At 70.8% G+C, this 15152-nt stretch carries 14 protein-coding genes; 12 read left to right on the forward strand and 2 right to left on the reverse strand.

Features of this window, described 5'->3' with window-relative positions; all coding sequences use genetic code 11:
* Together rbfA and AB0H54_RS10475 are read left to right on the forward strand one after the other, a co-directional pair.
* Complete coding sequence (rbfA, locus tag AB0H54_RS10470) at positions 1-450, forward strand: 30S ribosome-binding factor RbfA (protein ID WP_357344555.1); 450 nt, start codon at positions 1-3, stop codon at positions 448-450.
* 5 nt (positions 451-455) lie between these two features.
* A complete protein-coding gene (locus AB0H54_RS10475) occupies positions 456-1454 on the forward strand; it encodes a bifunctional oligoribonuclease/PAP phosphatase NrnA (protein WP_355277819.1) in 999 nt (332 codons plus the stop codon).
* 137 nt (positions 1455-1591) lie between these two features.
* On the opposite strand, the gene AB0H54_RS10480 is transcribed toward AB0H54_RS10475, so the two are convergent.
* Positions 1592-2779 carry an MFS transporter gene (locus AB0H54_RS10480; protein ID WP_357344557.1) on the reverse strand — a complete coding sequence of 396 codons (1188 nt, stop codon included), beginning with the start codon at positions 2777-2779 and terminating at the stop codon, positions 1592-1594.
* Between the two features lie 273 nt (positions 2780-3052).
* Between AB0H54_RS10480 and AB0H54_RS10485 the strand changes: the two genes are divergently transcribed.
* From AB0H54_RS10485 to AB0H54_RS10515, 7 genes are all read left to right on the forward strand, one after another.
* On the forward strand, positions 3053-4396 hold the full coding sequence (locus AB0H54_RS10485) for an MATE family efflux transporter (RefSeq protein WP_357344559.1): 1344 nt from the start codon (positions 3053-3055) through the stop codon (positions 4394-4396).
* A gap of 104 nt (positions 4397-4500) precedes the next feature.
* Positions 4501-5631, forward strand: a complete 1131-nt coding sequence (locus tag AB0H54_RS10490; RefSeq protein WP_357344561.1) for a lipase family protein — start codon at positions 4501-4503, stop codon at positions 5629-5631.
* A 114-nt stretch (positions 5632-5745) separates the two neighbouring features.
* A complete protein-coding gene (locus tag AB0H54_RS10495) occupies positions 5746-6702 on the forward strand; it encodes a metallophosphoesterase (RefSeq protein WP_357344563.1) in 957 nt (318 codons plus the stop codon).
* A gap of 21 nt (positions 6703-6723) precedes the next feature.
* Positions 6724-7395, forward strand: a complete 672-nt coding sequence (gene npt / locus AB0H54_RS10500; RefSeq protein WP_357344565.1) for a 4'-phosphopantetheinyl transferase Npt — start codon at positions 6724-6726, stop codon at positions 7393-7395.
* The gene (gene truB / locus AB0H54_RS10505) at positions 7395-8327 is read left to right on the forward strand and encodes a tRNA pseudouridine(55) synthase TruB (protein ID WP_357344567.1); all 933 of its coding nucleotides are present in this window, start codon (positions 7395-7397) and stop codon (positions 8325-8327) included. The genes npt and truB overlap by 1 nt, the downstream gene beginning before the upstream one ends.
* A 155-nt stretch (positions 8328-8482) precedes the next feature.
* Positions 8483-8905 (forward strand): EF-hand domain-containing protein, encoded by a 423-nt coding sequence (locus AB0H54_RS10510; protein ID WP_357344569.1) that lies wholly within the window; start codon positions 8483-8485, stop codon positions 8903-8905.
* A 101-nt stretch (positions 8906-9006) separates the two neighbouring features.
* Entirely contained in the window at positions 9007-9834 is an 828-nt protein-coding gene (locus tag AB0H54_RS10515; protein ID WP_357344571.1) for a hypothetical protein, read from the forward strand.
* A 1-nt stretch (position 9835) separates the two neighbouring features.
* On the opposite strand, the gene AB0H54_RS10520 is transcribed toward AB0H54_RS10515, so the two are convergent.
* On the reverse strand, positions 9836-10603 hold the full coding sequence (locus tag AB0H54_RS10520; protein ID WP_355277791.1) for a metal-dependent transcriptional regulator: 768 nt from the start codon (positions 10601-10603) through the stop codon (positions 9836-9838).
* 69 nt (positions 10604-10672) lie between these two features.
* Between AB0H54_RS10520 and AB0H54_RS10525 the strand changes: the two genes are divergently transcribed.
* From AB0H54_RS10525 to AB0H54_RS10535, 3 genes are all read left to right on the forward strand, one after another.
* Entirely contained in the window at positions 10673-11641 is a 969-nt protein-coding gene (locus tag AB0H54_RS10525) for a bifunctional riboflavin kinase/FAD synthetase (protein ID WP_355277789.1), read from the forward strand.
* Positions 11642-11802: 161 nt separating this feature from the next.
* Positions 11803-12072: a 30S ribosomal protein S15 gene (gene rpsO, locus AB0H54_RS10530; protein WP_019048089.1), complete on the forward strand. Its 270-nt coding sequence runs from the start codon at positions 11803-11805 to the stop codon at positions 12070-12072.
* 374 nt (positions 12073-12446) lie between these two features.
* A complete protein-coding gene (locus AB0H54_RS10535) occupies positions 12447-14717 on the forward strand; it encodes a polyribonucleotide nucleotidyltransferase (protein WP_357344574.1) in 2271 nt (756 codons plus the stop codon).
* Positions 14718-15152: the final 435 nt, after the last annotated feature.

Below are 15152 nucleotides of genomic sequence, written 5' to 3' on the forward strand. Positions count from 1 at the left end.
ATGGTGGATCAAGCCAGGGCACGCCGACTCGCCAAGCGGATTTCCGCGATCGTGGCCACCGCGATCGAGTACGAGATCAAGGATCCGCGGCTGCGGTTCGTCACGGTCACCGATGCCAAGGTGACCGGCGATCTGCGCGAGGCAACGGTGTTCTACACGGTGATGGGCGAGACGCTCGACGCCGAACCCGACTACACGGCCGCGGCCGCCGGCCTGGACGCGGCCAAGGGCGTGCTGCGGTCCAAGGTGGGTGCGGGTACCGGGGTGAAGTTCACCCCGATCCTGTCGTTCACGCTGGACAAGGTGCCCGACGCGGCCCGCGAGATGGAAGAGCTGCTGGCCCGGGCTCGCGCCATCGACGACGAGGTCGCCAAGGTCGCGGCCAACGCCACGCACGCCGGTGAGGCCGACCCGTACAAGTCCGATCGCGACGACGACGGCGACGAGTAACCCCGATGACCAGCGTCCGTGACGCGACCGTGCCGGCCGCCGCCGTCGCCGCTCTGGCGACGGCGCGGGCGGTGACGGTGCTCTGTCACGTGCAGCCCGACGCCGACACCATCGGCAGCGGGCTCGCGCTGGCGCTGGCACTGGAACGCAAGGGCGTGCCGGTGGTGGTGTCCTTCGCCGAGCCCGCCGAACTGCCCGCCTCGCTGCGGACGCTGCCCGGCGGGCATCTGCTGGTGCCGCCCGCCGAGGTGCCTGCCGAGGTCGACCTGCTGGTCGTCGTCGACTGCGGCGCGCGCAGCAGGCTCGGCGTGCTCGCCGACCGGCTGGACGGGGCCGCGACGACGCTGGTCATCGATCATCACCGGGCCAACGACGGGTTCGGCACCGTCGATCTGATCGACGAGTCGGCGGCCTCGACCACGGAGCTGGTCACCCGGCTGCTCGACGCGTGGGGCATCCCGATCGATGCCGCCATCGCGCACTGCCTGTTCGCGGGGCTGGTCACCGACACCGGGTCGTTCCGCTGGGCCAGGACCGGCAGTCATGCCTTGGCCGAACGGCTGCTGGCGACCGGGATCGACGGCGCCGAGATCACCCGCGTCCTGCTCGACACGCATCCGTACGCGTGGTTGCCGATGCTGTCGAAGGTGCTGTCCACGGCGGTCGTCGTGCCCTCGGCGGCCGGGGTCGGGCTGGTCTACGCGCTGGTGCGGGCCACCGATACCCACGAGGTGGGACCCGAAGAGGTGGAGAGCGTCATCGACGTCGTCCGCACCACCGCCGAGGCCGGGATCGCGGCCGTCTTCAAGGAGGCCCGCGGCCAGAACGACCGGTGGACCGTCTCGCTGCGCTCGCGCGATTCCGCGCCGGGTGCCGCCGACGGGGTGGACGTCGCCGCGATCGCCAGTGGATTCGGTGGTGGCGGACATCGGTTCGCGGCGGGGTACACAACGTATGGCAATGCCGCCGACGTGGTGCAGGCGCTGGTCACCGCGCTCGGCTGAGCGCGGCGCCGTCAGCCGTCCCCGGGACGTGCCAGCCGTTCTCGGAGGCGATCCGAACCAGCGGGCCGGGCCCGATCGACCCGGCCGAGGCCGGTGACCGGCGTGCCGACGGTCCGGTGCGCGGCCGGTCGCGCTGATCAGCCGACCGGGACCGGCTCGCGGCGCAGCCGCCGGACGAGGGGTACGCCCAGAATCGTTGCGACAGCGCACAATCCGAACGCGAGTGCCGGTCGGTCGACGAGCAGGCCGGTGGCCCCGGCGACGACGAGGCCGCCGAGATTGCCGGTCATCCAGATGAGTCCGGCCGCGGTGCCCTCGGCCACCCCGGTGTGACGCTCGGTCATGGTGAGTACGATCGGCAGGGCGGGCAGCAGGGTGAGGCCGATCAGGACGAACGCCAGGAACCCCGTGGCGAGCCCGGGTGCCACGGCGACGAGCAGGCAGGCCAGCGCGCTGGCGGTGAGCCCGACCATGACCGCGGGTAGCTCGACACCGCGCCGCAGCACCGCGACCGGCAAAACCGCGCAGCCGACGACCCCGGCCACGACATTGATCAGCAGTACGACGCTCGCGGCATCCGCGCTGACCCCGGCGGGTTCGAGCAGCGCCTGACCGTAGGTGGCCAGCGCGACGAAGGTGCCGAACGGGAAGAAGACCGCCGCGCACAGGCGGCGGACATACGGGTCGCCCAGGGTCGCGCGCAGCGCGGCGAGCGGGGCCTCCGGTTCGCCCGCTGCCCGCAACGGCTCCGCGCCCGCCGCGACGTGCCCCGGCCGCACCAGTTCGACGGTGAGCAGTACCGCCGCCACGGTGGCGAATCCCGCGCCGAGGGCGGTCAGCGTCCACAGCTGGCTCTCGGCGGGGAAGATCGCCCCGAGGACGAAGGCCGCCGCCATCCCGGCGAAGGTGCTGGCGGTGCCGACCGCGATGCCGGTCGGGCGGTCCTTCTCGTCGAGATAGTGTCCCGCGACGCCGGTGATCGCATTGAGCACCAGCGGCTGCGCGACGGCAACGATCGTCTGACCGGCCAGCGCCATCGCGAAGCTGTCGTGCAGCAGGCGCAGGTCGGCGCCGATCGCGGTGAGCGCCGCGCCCGCGATCAGGGCGGGCCGGAACCAGCGGTCGAGCAGGATGCCGGCGGGGATCGCCAGCACCACGTACAGCAGCGGGAACATATTGGCCAGCCAGCCGACCGCCGACTCCGACACCCCGAAATGGGCCGCCGCCACCGTGGTGACCGGCGCGTAGTTGAGCCACACGACCTGGGTCGCCGCCCCCACGAGGGCGAACGCCGTGATCACGCGCCACCGCTGTACAAACGCCATGGATGCTGTCCTGAGAGCTCGGGCGAACCGGAGGGGTCGCGCTGCGTCCACCCTGACTGGGCGAGTGACCAGTATCGCCGGTGGCGTCGGGTACCGCGACATTTACCAGGGATTTCGCCGGGATCGTCCGGTTCCGCACCGACAGTGTCCGGTCCGGCCCCGCGCCGGGACCGTGGTTCGGCGCTCGTCGCGGCGCGGGATCGGGTCGCGACGGGTGTGCGAGCATCGGTGGCGGCGCCGGTTCGGGCGCCATCGACGGGGAGGCGGAGCCTGATGTCCACGGTTGATCCGGACGCCGAGGTGGGGCCGCGGCGGATTCTCGGGATCGCGCTGCCCACGCTCGGCGTGCTCGTGGCCGAGCCGCTGTACCTGCTGTTCGACATGGCGATCGTCGGCAGGCTGGGGGCGCTGGCCCTGGCGGGGCTCGCGGTCGGTGGGGTCATCGTGGGGTCGGTCAGCACCCAGCTCACCTTCCTGTCCTACGGCACCACCGCGCGCGCGTCGCGACGGCACGGCGCGGGGGATCGGGCGGGCGCGGTCGCGGAGGGCGTGCAGGCCAGCTGGGTCGGCGCGGCGATCGGTGTGCTGATCCTGCTGGTGGTGCAGCTGTTCGCGGGGCCGCTGTGCGCGGCGATCGCCGGTGGCGGCGAGATCGCGGACGAGGCGCTGGGCTGGGTGCGGATCGCCCTGTTCGGGGTGCCGCTGATCCTGCTGTCGATGGCGGGCAACGGCTGGATGCGCGGGGTGCAGGATGTGCGCCGTCCGCTGATGTACGTGGTGGCGGGACTGGCGCTGTCGGCCGTGCTGTGTCCGGTGCTGGTGTACGGGCTGCTCGGGGCGCCCCGCCTGGAGCTGGCGGGGTCGGCGGTGGCCAATGTGGTCGGTCAGCTCGTGACCGGCGGCCTGTTCGGCTACGCGCTCCTGCGCGAGCGGGTCTCGCTGCGTCCCCATCCCGCCGTGATGCGGGCCCAGCTGGTCCTCGGCCGGGATCTCATCGTGCGCAGCCTGTCGTTCCAGGCGTGCTTCATCTCCGCCGCCGCGGTCGCCGCCCGCTTCGGCGCCGCGTCGGTCGCCGCCCATCAGCTGGTGCTGCAACTGTGGAACTTCCTCGCGCTGACCCTGGATTCGCTGGCCATCGCGGCCCAGACCCTCGTCGGGGCCGCGCTCGGCGCGGGCAATGCGCGGGGTGCGAAGGGGATCGCCCGGCGGGTGACGGGCTGGTCGGTGATCTTCGCGCTGGTCCTGGCCGCCTGCTTCGCCGCCGGGGCCGGCGTGATCCCGCTGCTGTTCACCGACGACCCGCAGGTCCTCGAGCGCACGCACGTCATCTGGTGGTTCTTCGTCGCCATGATCCCGGTGGCCGGCGCCGTCTTCGCGCTCGACGGCGTCCTGCTCGGCGCGGGCGACGCGGCCTTCCTGCGCACTGCCACGTTGGTCGCCGCCCTGGTCGGCTTCCTGCCGCTGATCTGGCTATCCCTGGTATTCGACTGGGGCGTGGCGGGCATCTGGTCGGGCCTGGTGGCGTTCATGCTCCTGCGTCTGCTCGCCGTCGTCGCCCGCGCCAGGTCCGGTCGCTGGGCCCGCGTCGGCGCCGACGTCCCGACCGGGGCCGCCTAGCCGGAGTGGCGCTCGTCACAGCGATACCTGGTACGGCGAGTTCGCACTACCGTCGGAACGGAGGACCTCGAGCCGACGATGGAGGCGACGTAGTGCGTGGCGTGATGTCCAGGAGTATCGGTCTCCGAGCGGCGGTCGGTGCCGCCGTCCTGCTCGCGGGGCTCGGGCTCGGAGTGCCGACAGCGCACGCGGCGCCCGACGGGGCGGGCACCCTGCTCGGGCACATCGATCAGCCCGCGGGCTGGGGAAACTGGTCGCGCGCGGCCATCGTGGACTACCGCACCGAAGGACCCACCGGTGGACTGATCAACGGTGCCGGTCTCGTGCTCCTGCCGGACTCGCCGCCGCCCGCGGGTGGCTACCCGGTCGTGGCCTGGGACCACGGCACCAGCGGCCTCGGCCCGCAGTGCGGCATCACGACGAACAAGGCGGTGCACGAGCAGCCGCTGCTGCGGTCCTTCCTCGATCGCGGCTGGGCCGTGGTCGCGCCGGACTACCTCGGACTGTCCGTCGGGTCCGACACCGTGCACCCCTACCTGCACACCCGCACCGAGGCCACGGCGACGATCGACCTGGTCCGCGCCGCCCGCGCGGCCGAGCCGGACCTCTCGGCCACCTGGGCCGTGGTCGGCGGATCGCAGGGCGGCCACGCGGCGCTGGCCACCGGCAATCTGGCCGATGACTACGCGCCCGAACTGGACTTCCGCGGCACCGTCGCGCTGGCACCGGAATCCAACTTCGAACAGGTCCTGTCCCGGCTCGACCCGCGGGTGCCGAATCTGCCGATCGTGGACGAGCTGGTCGGCCCGTTCGCGGGCATCCTCGCCGGGTTGCGTGCCGCCCGCCCCGACCTGGATGTGAACGGCCTACTCAGCCCGCGCGGCCGGGAGGTGGTCGACGCGATCGCCACCAGCTGCGTCGACGACTTCGGCGCGGTGGTCGACGGCGCGTCGATCGGCGCACTGCTGGCGCGCCCGGTGGACGCCGACGGCATCGGCGCGGCCCTGCGCGACTACATGGTGGTCCCCACGGTCGGCTACCGCCAGCCCATCCTGATCGTGCACGGCGCCGCCGACACGGTGGTCCCGCTGCCGATGACCTACACCCTGCTCGCGCAGATGCGCGCGGCGGGCACCGCGGTGGAATTCGGCCAGTATCCGGGCGGGCACCCCGAGATCGACGCCCAGGCACGACCGCAGGTGGTGTCCTTCGTCGCCGGGCTGTTCCGCGTCTGACGGCCCGACGGCAGCGTCCCCCGGACCGCTGGATCCGCTGGTCGCCGACGACCGCGCGATCGGAACGGGCGAACCCGCGCGGGCGCCGGTTCACGGGTGTGCCACTGTGGACAGGTGATTCCGAAGTTGATGGCGGTCAGTGATGTGCACGTGGGGCATCAGGGCAACAAACCGGTGGTGGAGCAGATCCACCCGGACTCGCCGGAGGACTGGCTGATCGTCGCCGGTGACGTGGGCGAGAAGGCCGAAGAGGTCCGCTGGGCGCTGGAGCTGCTGCGCGGCCGGTTCGCGAAGGTCATCTGGGTGCCGGGCAATCACGAGCTCTGGACCACGCCCAAGGACCCGGTGCAGATGCACGGCGCCGCCCGCTACGACTACCTGGTCTCGATGTGCCGCGACCTCGACGTGGTGACCCCGGAGGACCCGTATCCGGTGTGGACCGGCTCGGGCGCCGAACAGTACGGCGGCCGCGTCACCATCGCGCCGATGTTCCTGCTCTACGACTACTCGTGGCTGCCCGCGGGCACCACCACCAAGGCCCAGGGGCTGGCCGTGGCGCGGGAACGCAATGTCGTCGCGACCGACGAGTTCCTGCTGACCCCCGACCCGTACCTCACCCGCGACGCCTGGTGCCACGCCCGGGTGCAGTACACCCAGCGCCGCCTCGACGCGCTGGGCCCCGATGCCCCGGTGGTGCTCGTCAACCACTTCCCGCTGGTCCGCCAGCCCACCGAGATCCTGTTCTATCCCGAGTTCTCGATGTGGTGCGGCACCGATCTCACCGCCGACTGGCACACCAGCTACAACGTGGTCTGCTCGGTCTACGGCCACCTGCACATCCCGCGCACCACCTTCTACGACGGCGTCCGCTTCGAAGAGGTCTCCCTCGGCTACCCCCGCGAATGGAAACGCCGCGGCATGCCCGAGCCCCTGCTGCGCCAGATCCTGCCCGAGCCCGTCTACGCCGACGGCGACCTCAACGCCTGGGGCGGCCACTTCACCGTCACCCCGGAAATGGAAGCCGCCGCGGCCGAGATGCGCGCCAAAGCCGACCGTCGCCGCGGCATCTGACCACTACTAGGCTGGAACTCGATGATTGACAACATTCTGCCCTCGGGCGTTGCCGCCGCCGAGTTGCTGGCGTACCCGGAGGACCTGAAGGCGCATCCCGCCGAGGAGCACCTCATCGCCAAGTCGGTCGAGAAGCGCAGGCGCGACTTCATCGGCGCCCGCCACTGCGCCCGCCTCGCGCTCGAGCAGCTGGGCGAGCCGCCGGTGGCGATCGGCAAGGGGGAGCGGGGCATGCCCCTGTTCCCGCGCGGCGTGGTCGGCAGCCTGACCCACTGCGACGGCTACCGCGCCGCCGCGATGGCGCACGCGTTGCGGTTCCGCTCGGTCGGCATCGACGCCGAACCGCACGGCGCGCTGCCCGAGGGCGTGCTCGACTCGGTCAGCCTGCCCGCCGAACGCGAGTGGCTGGCCACCGCGCCCGCCGACGGCCTGCACCTGGACCGCCTGCTGTTCTGCGCGAAGGAGGCCACCTACAAGGCCTGGTTCCCGCTGACGCTGCGCTGGCTCGGTTTCGAGGACGCGCACATCACCTTCGAGATCGATTCCCGCACCGCCGATTCCGGCACGGGTACCTTCCACACGCGACTGCTGGTTCCCGGGACGACGAACGACGGCGGCACCCCGCTGACCTCGTTCGACGGCCGCTGGATGATCGCCGACGGGCTGATCCTGACCGCGATCGCGCACGGCTGATGGGCGCGCGCACCCCCGCGGTGGATCCGCTGGGCGGCCTGGTCATCGTCGACAAGGACGGCGGCTGGACCAGCCACGATGTCGTCGCGCGCAGCCGGAAGCTGTTGCGCACCAAGAAGGTCGGGCACGCGGGCACGCTCGACCCGATGGCGACCGGTGTGCTGGTGCTCGGCGTGGAACGGGCGACCAAGCTGCTCGGTCAGCTGATCCTCACCACCAAGGCCTACACCGCGACCATCCGGCTGGGCCAGGCCACGATCACCGACGACGCCGAGGGCGAGGTCACCGCGACCACCCCGGCGCTGCACGTCACCGATGCCGAGATCGCGGCCGGTGTCGCGGCGCTGACCGGTGACATCGCGCAGATCCCGGCCACGGTGAGCGCCATCAAGGTCGACGGCGAACGCGCCTACGCCCGCGCCCGCGCGGGGGAGGACGTGCAGCTCGCGGCCCGCCCGGTGACGGTCTCGCGCTTCGATATCCTGGCTCGCCGCGATGTCGCCGACGGCGAGTTCGTCGACCTGGACGTGGAGGTCGAGTGCTCCTCGGGCACCTACATCCGCGCGCTGGCCCGCGATCTCGGCGCCGCCCTCGGCGTCGGCGGTCACCTGACGGCGTTGCGCCGCACCAGGGTCGGCCCGTTCACCCTCGAACACGCCCGCACCCTGGAGCAGCTGGCCGCCGCCGCGGAAGCCGAACAGCCGCTGCTCAGCCTCGATATCGACACCGCGGTCCGCACGGCCTTCCCGCACCGCGACATCGACGAGTCCCAGGCGAACGACCTGCGCAACGGCCGGTGGCTCGAGCCGATCGGGCTCGCGGGCGTCTACGCCGCCATCGACCCGGCCGGCCGGGCCATCGCGCTGCTCGAGGAGAGCGGCAAACGCGCGGCCTCGGTGATGGTGGTCCGTCCCCAGGGCATCGGCGACTGACACCGAAGGCGTTGCGCCGCGTCGGCGTTCGGCGGCGGGGTACCCGCTGGTGAGGTCACCGCCGCCCGGCTCGCCGGACGTCGTCGCTGCCGCCTCCGTAGAGTGGCGGTGACGGTCGGCGCGCGGATATCGCCGACCGGGGGAAGGGTAGCGAGATGAGTACAGAGCCGGTCGACACGTTCACGCTGTGGGACCGCGACGGCGACGGGCTGGTGTCGGTCGACGACATCGCGACCGGCATCCGTTCCGCCGGTATCGAGGTCGACCGCGCGGCGATCGAACGCCTGGTCGCCGCGGCCGACACCAACGGCGACTTCCTGGTCTCCCGTGCCGAATTCGACGCCGCCGTGGTCGAGGGCCGCATCGAGGTGACCGACGCCGACGCCGCGTTCCGGGTCTTCGACGTCAACGGCGACGGCCGGATCTCGGTGAGCGAACTGGACTCGCTGATCCGCCACGTCGGCGGCGGCCGCATCGAGGAACCGGCCGCCGACCTGCTCGCGGCTGCCGATCAGGACGGCGACGGCTACCTCTCACTCACGGAATTCCGTGTGCTGCTGGACTTCCTGTCGCGCTGAGGGCGCGGCCGCGATGTCAGGGGCACTGGACCGTGGTTAACACCACAGCCACCTCTCGCGATAGCCAGGACGAATAGCTCTCGGCTACGGAGGGGTGGGCCATGGCCGCACTGCGTAAGACCTGGATCGGCGTGGTCGCCGGTGTGACATTGCTGCTCGCGGGGTGTGGGGGTGATGGTCCGCGGGCGGTGGATTCGTCGAGTTCGGTGCGGCCGAGCACCGTGACCAGCACGTCACGGCCGCCCGTCATCGTGCCGGCGAGCGAGGCTCCGGCCACCAGCCCGCCGCCGGTGACCCGCCCGCCGGTGGGCACCTCCGCCGCGCCGACGTCCGCGCGCACCACGCCGCCGCCCACGCCCGCGACCGGCACCGTCGTCCTGCGGACGGCGACCCTGTCCGGTGTCCCGGTCCCCGGTGTGCCCGTGCGGCTTTCGCTCCAGCAGCCGTGCGATCCGGCCGGCCACGACATTCCCGTCGGCGAGACCACCGAGACGCAGCGCCAGGAAGGCGTCACCGACGCCGCCGGGCTGGCCGTCTTCACCGCGGCGACGGGCTGCTACCACTTCGGCATGACGGCGCCCGCGGGCACGAACCCGGTCCCCGAGGGCATGCACTCGCTGTTCCTGGTCGAGGCGGGCGCGACCGTCACCGGGAACCTGCGCTTCCAGGACACCGCACCGGCGCCCGCCTGCGCCGAGGCCACCGTGGAGACCGAACTCGGGGTCGACCCGGGTCCGGTCGCCACCATCTCGCACTGCGACGGGCGCTGGGCGGTCGTGTCCTGGGACAGCCCCGGCGACAACCAGCGGATCATCACCCGCGCCACGGGCACCTGGGCCACCTATGTCCAGTTCCCGCACGACACGTGCTGGGCCGAAGCGAGTGCCGCCGGTGTCCCCGACACCCTGCGGCACTACTTCTCCTGCTGAGCTAGGCCGTCAGCCAGATGGCTTCGGCGGCGAGGGTTCCCAGCTCGGTCGGCGCCTCGGCGGCGGCGATGCGGACCGCGATGGTGCCGGCGAAGTCGCGGCGTTCCTCGACCGCGATCACGGTGTCGAGGGCGATGCCGACCGAGTCGAAGTAGCGCAGCATCGCGGGGTCGGAGTCGGAGATGCGGGCGACGCGGCCGGATTCGCCCGCGGCGAAGTCGGACAGTCGTCGCGCCGGGGGCGTGGGGACCGCGCCGTCGACCGACGGGATGGGGTCGCCGTGCGGATCGCGGTCGGGGTGGCCGAGTTTGGCGTCGATGCGCGTCATCAGCAGTTCCGAGACCGCGTGCTCGAGCACCTCGGCCTCGTCGTGCACCTCGTCCCAGCCGTACCCGAGCTCGTTCACCAGGAACGTCTCGATCAGCCGGTGCCTGCGCACCATGGCGACGGCGGCGCGGCGGCCGTGCTCGGTGAGGGTGATCGCGCCGTAGCGGGCGTGCTCGACGAGGCCCTGATCGGCGAGCTTGCGCACCGCCTCCGACACCGTCGAGGCCGACACGCCGATCCGCTCGGCGAGCAGCTTGGTCGACACTTTTTCCTGTGACCACTCCTGCGCGGTCCAGATGACCTTCAGATAGTCCTGCGCCACCGCGGACAATTCGGGCGCGAGCGTCGCGGTGGCAGCGAGTTCGGCCTGTTCACCGGGCGCTGTCGACGCTCGGCGGGTAGCGACATCTCGTTTACCTGGCACATCATTGATGTTAGGCATCCCTGGCCCGAATGACACATCGGCGGACCGGCACGGCGCCGGCGAATAACGTTGCGTAGGCTTCGCTCTGTGCAGAGATGGCGAAGTCTCGACGATGTGCCCGCCGACTGGGGGCGCTGCGTCCTCACGATCGGCGTGTTCGACGGCGTGCATCGCGGGCACGCGCAGCTGATCAGCCGCGCGGTGGCCGCGGCGAAGAAGCGTGATGTTCCCTCGGTTCTGATGACCTTCGATCCGCATCCCATGGAAGTGGTCCGGCCCGGTTCCCATCCCGCGCAGCTCACCACCCTGACCCGGCGGGCCGAGCTCGCCGAGGAGCTCGGGATCGATGTGTTCTGCGTGATGCCGTTCACCCAGGACTTCATGAAGCTCACCCCCGCCGGTTACGTCCACGACCTGCTGGTCGAGCGGCTGCACGTCACCGAGGTCGTCGTCGGTGACAACTTCACCTTCGGCAAGAAGGCCGCGGGCACCGTCGACACCATGCGCGATCTGGGCGCCCGCTTCGGCTTCGAGGTCGACGGCGTCACCCTGCTCGGCGAGCACGCCGTCACCTTCTCCTCCACCTACATCCGCGCCTGCGTCGACGCGGGCGACATGGCGGCCGCCGCCGAGGCGCTGGGCAGGCCGCATCGGGTCGAGGGCGTCGTCGTGCACGGTGACGGCCGCGGCCGCGGGCTCGGCTTCCCGACCGCCAACGTCGCCCCGCCGATGCACGCGGCCATCCCGGCCGACGGCGTGTACGCGGGCTGGTTCACCGTGCTCGGGCCCGGTCCGACCATCGGCACCGTCGAACCCGGCGAGCGGGCGATGGCCGCCATCTCGGTCGGCACCAACCCCACCTTCTCGGGGCGTTCGCGCACCGTGGAGGCGTTCGTCCTCGACGGCGAGGCCGATCTGTACGGCCAGCACGTCGCGGTCGACTTCGTCGAGCAGCTGCGCGGGATGCGCAAGTTCGACACCATCGACGACCTGGTCGAGGCCATGGGCCGCGACGTCGAGAACGCCCGCAAGGTGCTCACCGCCGCCGACGCCTGACACCCGGTTCGGCCCGCGCTCGAGCGCTCCGGTACAGTCGATCCTCGGGTTTGCTGCGGTCTGCGGTGGCGCCCACCTGGTTTGTCCAGGCTTCGAGCGCAGTCCAACGGTATTCCTCGCGCGAGCGGGGATGAGCCCTGAGAAATAGGAGTCGATGCCGCATGGCGCTGACCACTGAGCAGAAGTCGGCCATCCTGGCCGAGTACGGCCTGCACGAGAAGGACACCGGCTCGCCGGAGGCGCAGATCGCGCTGCTGTCGAAGCGGATCTCGGACCTGACCGAGCACCTGAAGCAGCACAAGCACGATCACCACACCCGGCACGGCCTGCTGGCCCTGATCGGTCGTCGTCGTCGCCTGTCGAAGTACCTGCAGGCCAAGGACATCGAGCGCTACCGTTCGCTCATCGAGCGTCTCGGCCTGCGCCGCTGATCTGCTTCGACACGCCTCCCCGCTGAGGCGGTCGGCGAGTAGCCAATGGGAAGAAGTACACTTCTTCTCGTTGGCTATTCGTGTATTCGGCGACCATCGGGTTTCCGCGTGCACTACAACATGTGACAGCCGTATGCATCCGTCCGCGTGGCGTCGGTCTTCGGTAGTGGCCTTTCGGCTGGCGAATTCCCGCCGCCGTCGGGCTTCGATCGATGACCGCCTCCGCGTCGCCGCTTCCAAGGGGATCCGGCCGGGTGCTGCGCGTGGCAGCCAGGAGGGTTCCCACGTGTCCGTGTCCGGTACGGCTGACGAATAGCTGGTTCGCGCCCAGATGGTGCTGCGCTCCGGCGAGACGAGAGGTCGAGAGAAGAAAAATGACGCAGACAACTGAACGTACTTCGACCGCGGTCGAGGTCGAGCCCGGTGTTTTCGAGTCGGTCGCGCTGATCGACAACGGCAGCTTCGGCACCCGCACCATCCGCTTCGAGACGGGCCGTCTGGCCAAGCAGGCCGCCGGATCCGTCGTCGCCTACCTGGACGACGAGACCATGCTGCTGTCGGCGACCACCGCCGGCAAGCACCCCAAGGACCAGTTCGACTTCTTCCCGCTGACGGTCGACGTCGAAGAGCGCATGTACGCCGCGGGCCGCATCCCCGGCTCGTTCTTCCGTCGCGAGGGCCGCCCCTCCACCGACGCGATCCTGACCTGCCGCCTGATCGACCGTCCGCTGCGCCCGTCGTTCGTCGACGGCCTGCGCAACGAGATCCAGGTCGTGGTCACCGTGCTGAGCCTGGACCCGCAGGACCTCTACGACGTGGTGGCCATCAACGCCGCCTCGGCGTCCACCCAGATCTCCGGCCTGCCGTTCTCCGGCCCGGTCGGCGGCGTGCGCGTCGCCCTGATCGGTGGCCAGTGGGTCGCGTTCCCGACCGTGGAGCAGCTCGAGGGCGCCGTGTTCGACATGGTCGTCGCGGGCCGCGTCACCGAGACCGGTGACGTCGCCATCATGATGGTCGAGGCCGAGGCCACCGACAAGGTCGTCGCGCTGATCGAGGACGGCGCGCAGGCGCCGACCGAGGCTGTCGTGGCCGAGGGCCTTGAGGCCGCCAAGCCGTTCATCGCCCGCCTGTGCCGCGCGCAGTCGGACCTGGCGACCCTGGCCGCCAAGCCCACCGAGGAGTTCCCGCTCTTCCCGCCGTACGCCGCCGACGTGTTCGAGGCCGTCGAGGGCACCGCCAAGCGTGAGCTGAACGAGGCGCTGAGCATCGCCGACAAGCAGGCCCGCGAGGCCAAGATCGACGAGATCAAGCTGGACGTGCTCTCGCGGCTGGGTGAGGACTTCACCGGTCGCGAGAAGGAACTGGGCGCGGCGTTCCGCTCGGTCACCAAGAAGCTGGTGCGTCAGCGCATCCTCACCGACGGCTTCCGCATCGACGGCCGTGGTCTGGCCGACATCCGCGCGCTGAGCGCCGAGGTCGCCGTGATCCCGCGCGCCCACGGTTCGGCGCTGTTCGAGCGTGGCGAGACCCAGATCATGGGCGTCACCACCCTGGACATGGTGAAGATGGCCCAGCAGGTCGACTCGCTCGGCCCGGAGACCACCAAGCGCTACATGCACCACTACAACTTCCCGCCGTTCTCCACCGGTGAGACCGGTCGCGTCGGTTCGCCGAAGCGGCGCGAGATCGGCCACGGCGCGCTCGCCGAGCGTGCGCTGATGCCGGTGCTGCCCTCGCAGGAGGAATTCCCCTACGCCATCCGTCAGGTCTCGGAGGCGCTGGGCTCCAACGGCTCCACCTCGATGGGTTCGGTGTGCGCCTCGACCCTGTCGCTGCTCAACGCCGGTGTGCCGCTGAAGGCGCCGGTCGCCGGTATCGCCATGGGCCTGGTGTCGGACACCGTCACCAACGACAAGGGTGAGGACGAGGTCCGCTACGTCGCGCTGACCGACATCCTCGGCGCCGAGGATGCCTTCGGCGACATGGACTTCAAGGTCGCCGGTACCCGCGACTTCGTCACCGCCCTGCAGCTGGACACCAAGCTCGACGGCATCCCCTCGCAGGTGCTGGCCGGCGCGCTGAACCAGGCGCACGACGCCCGCACCACCATCCTGGACGTGATGGCCGAGGCCATCGCCACCCCGGACGAGATGAGCCCGTACGCCCCGCGCGTCACCGCCATCAAGATCCCGGTCGACAAGATCGGCGAGGTCATCGGGCCCAAGGGCAAGATGATCAACCAGATCACCGAGGACACCGGCGCCAACATCTCCATCGAGGATGACGGCACCGTGTTCGTCGGTGCGACCGACGGGCCGTCGGCGCAGGCCGCGATCGACGCGATCAACGCGATCGCGAACCCGCAGCTGCCGAAGGTCGGCGAGCGCTTCCTGGGCACGGTCGTCAAGACCACCGCCTTCGGCGCGTTCGTCTCGCTGCTGCCGGGCCGCGACGGCCTGGTGCACATCTCCAAGCTGGGCCAGGGCAAGCGCGTGGCCAAGGTCGAGGACGTGGTCAACGTCGGCGACAAGCTGCGCGTGGAGATCGCCGACATCGACAACCGCGGCAAGATCTCGCTGGTCCCCGTCGAGGAAGAGGCCCCGGCCGCCGAGGCCGCCCCGGCCGAGGACGCCGCCGCGGAGTAACCGCGCCGGTAGCCGTACCGACCACCGAAACCCCTCGTCGTCTCGCACGGCGGGGGGTTTCGTTGTGTCCGGGGGACGCCGCGCGCGGAAAAGTGGTGTGAATCACTGCGATGCAACGTTGATGCAACGTTGTTTCACATAGTGTTGCCCGACACAGTGTGAACCTGTGCCGACAGCCGCCACACCGTCCATGACGGACGACCGGGCGAGAGCTGTCCCCTCGGCGTATGCGGTCGTATTGCTGGACCGTTCTCAGCGCCGGAAACCGGGGCTCCGAACCGAGATTTTGACGGAATCTGGTCCGGTTTATTATCGGACCGAATACGCTTCTCTCGTCTGCGGGCGCGGGTGTCAGGTGTCGGGGTTGACGATGGAGGTCGGGAGATAACCGAGTCATAGCTGGTTGCATGGCGGCGAGCCGGTGGGTCGCGATCG

It is taken from the genome of Nocardia sp. NPDC050718 (genome assembly GCF_040654235.1).
Classification (GTDB): Bacteria; Actinomycetota; Actinomycetes; order Mycobacteriales; family Mycobacteriaceae; genus Nocardia.

Excerpts from the sequence above, each read along its gene's own strand:
- AB0H54_RS10515 (WP_357344571.1), top strand. The coding sequence starts at position 9,007 with ATGGCCGCACTGCGTAAGACCTGGATCGGCGTGGTCGCCGGTGTGACA.
- AB0H54_RS10485 (WP_357344559.1), top strand. The coding sequence starts at position 3,053 with ATGTCCACGGTTGATCCGGACGCCGAGGTGGGGCCGCGGCGGATTCTC.
- npt (WP_357344565.1), top strand. The coding sequence starts at position 6,724 with ATGATTGACAACATTCTGCCCTCGGGCGTTGCCGCCGCCGAGTTGCTG.
- AB0H54_RS10490 (WP_357344561.1), top strand. The coding sequence starts at position 4,501 with ATGTCCAGGAGTATCGGTCTCCGAGCGGCGGTCGGTGCCGCCGTCCTG.
- truB (WP_357344567.1), top strand. The coding sequence starts at position 7,395 with ATGGGCGCGCGCACCCCCGCGGTGGATCCGCTGGGCGGCCTGGTCATC.
- AB0H54_RS10480 (WP_357344557.1), bottom strand. The coding sequence starts at position 2,779 with ATGGCGTTTGTACAGCGGTGGCGCGTGATCACGGCGTTCGCCCTCGTG.
- AB0H54_RS10520 (WP_355277791.1), bottom strand. The coding sequence starts at position 10,603 with ATGCCTAACATCAATGATGTGCCAGGTAAACGAGATGTCGCTACCCGC.
- AB0H54_RS10535 (WP_357344574.1), top strand. The coding sequence starts at position 12,447 with ATGACGCAGACAACTGAACGTACTTCGACCGCGGTCGAGGTCGAGCCC.
- rbfA (WP_357344555.1), top strand. The coding sequence starts at position 1 with ATGGTGGATCAAGCCAGGGCACGCCGACTCGCCAAGCGGATTTCCGCG.
- rpsO (WP_019048089.1), top strand. The coding sequence starts at position 11,803 with ATGGCGCTGACCACTGAGCAGAAGTCGGCCATCCTGGCCGAGTACGGC.
- AB0H54_RS10510 (WP_357344569.1), top strand. The coding sequence starts at position 8,483 with ATGAGTACAGAGCCGGTCGACACGTTCACGCTGTGGGACCGCGACGGC.
- AB0H54_RS10475 (WP_355277819.1), top strand. The coding sequence starts at position 456 with ATGACCAGCGTCCGTGACGCGACCGTGCCGGCCGCCGCCGTCGCCGCT.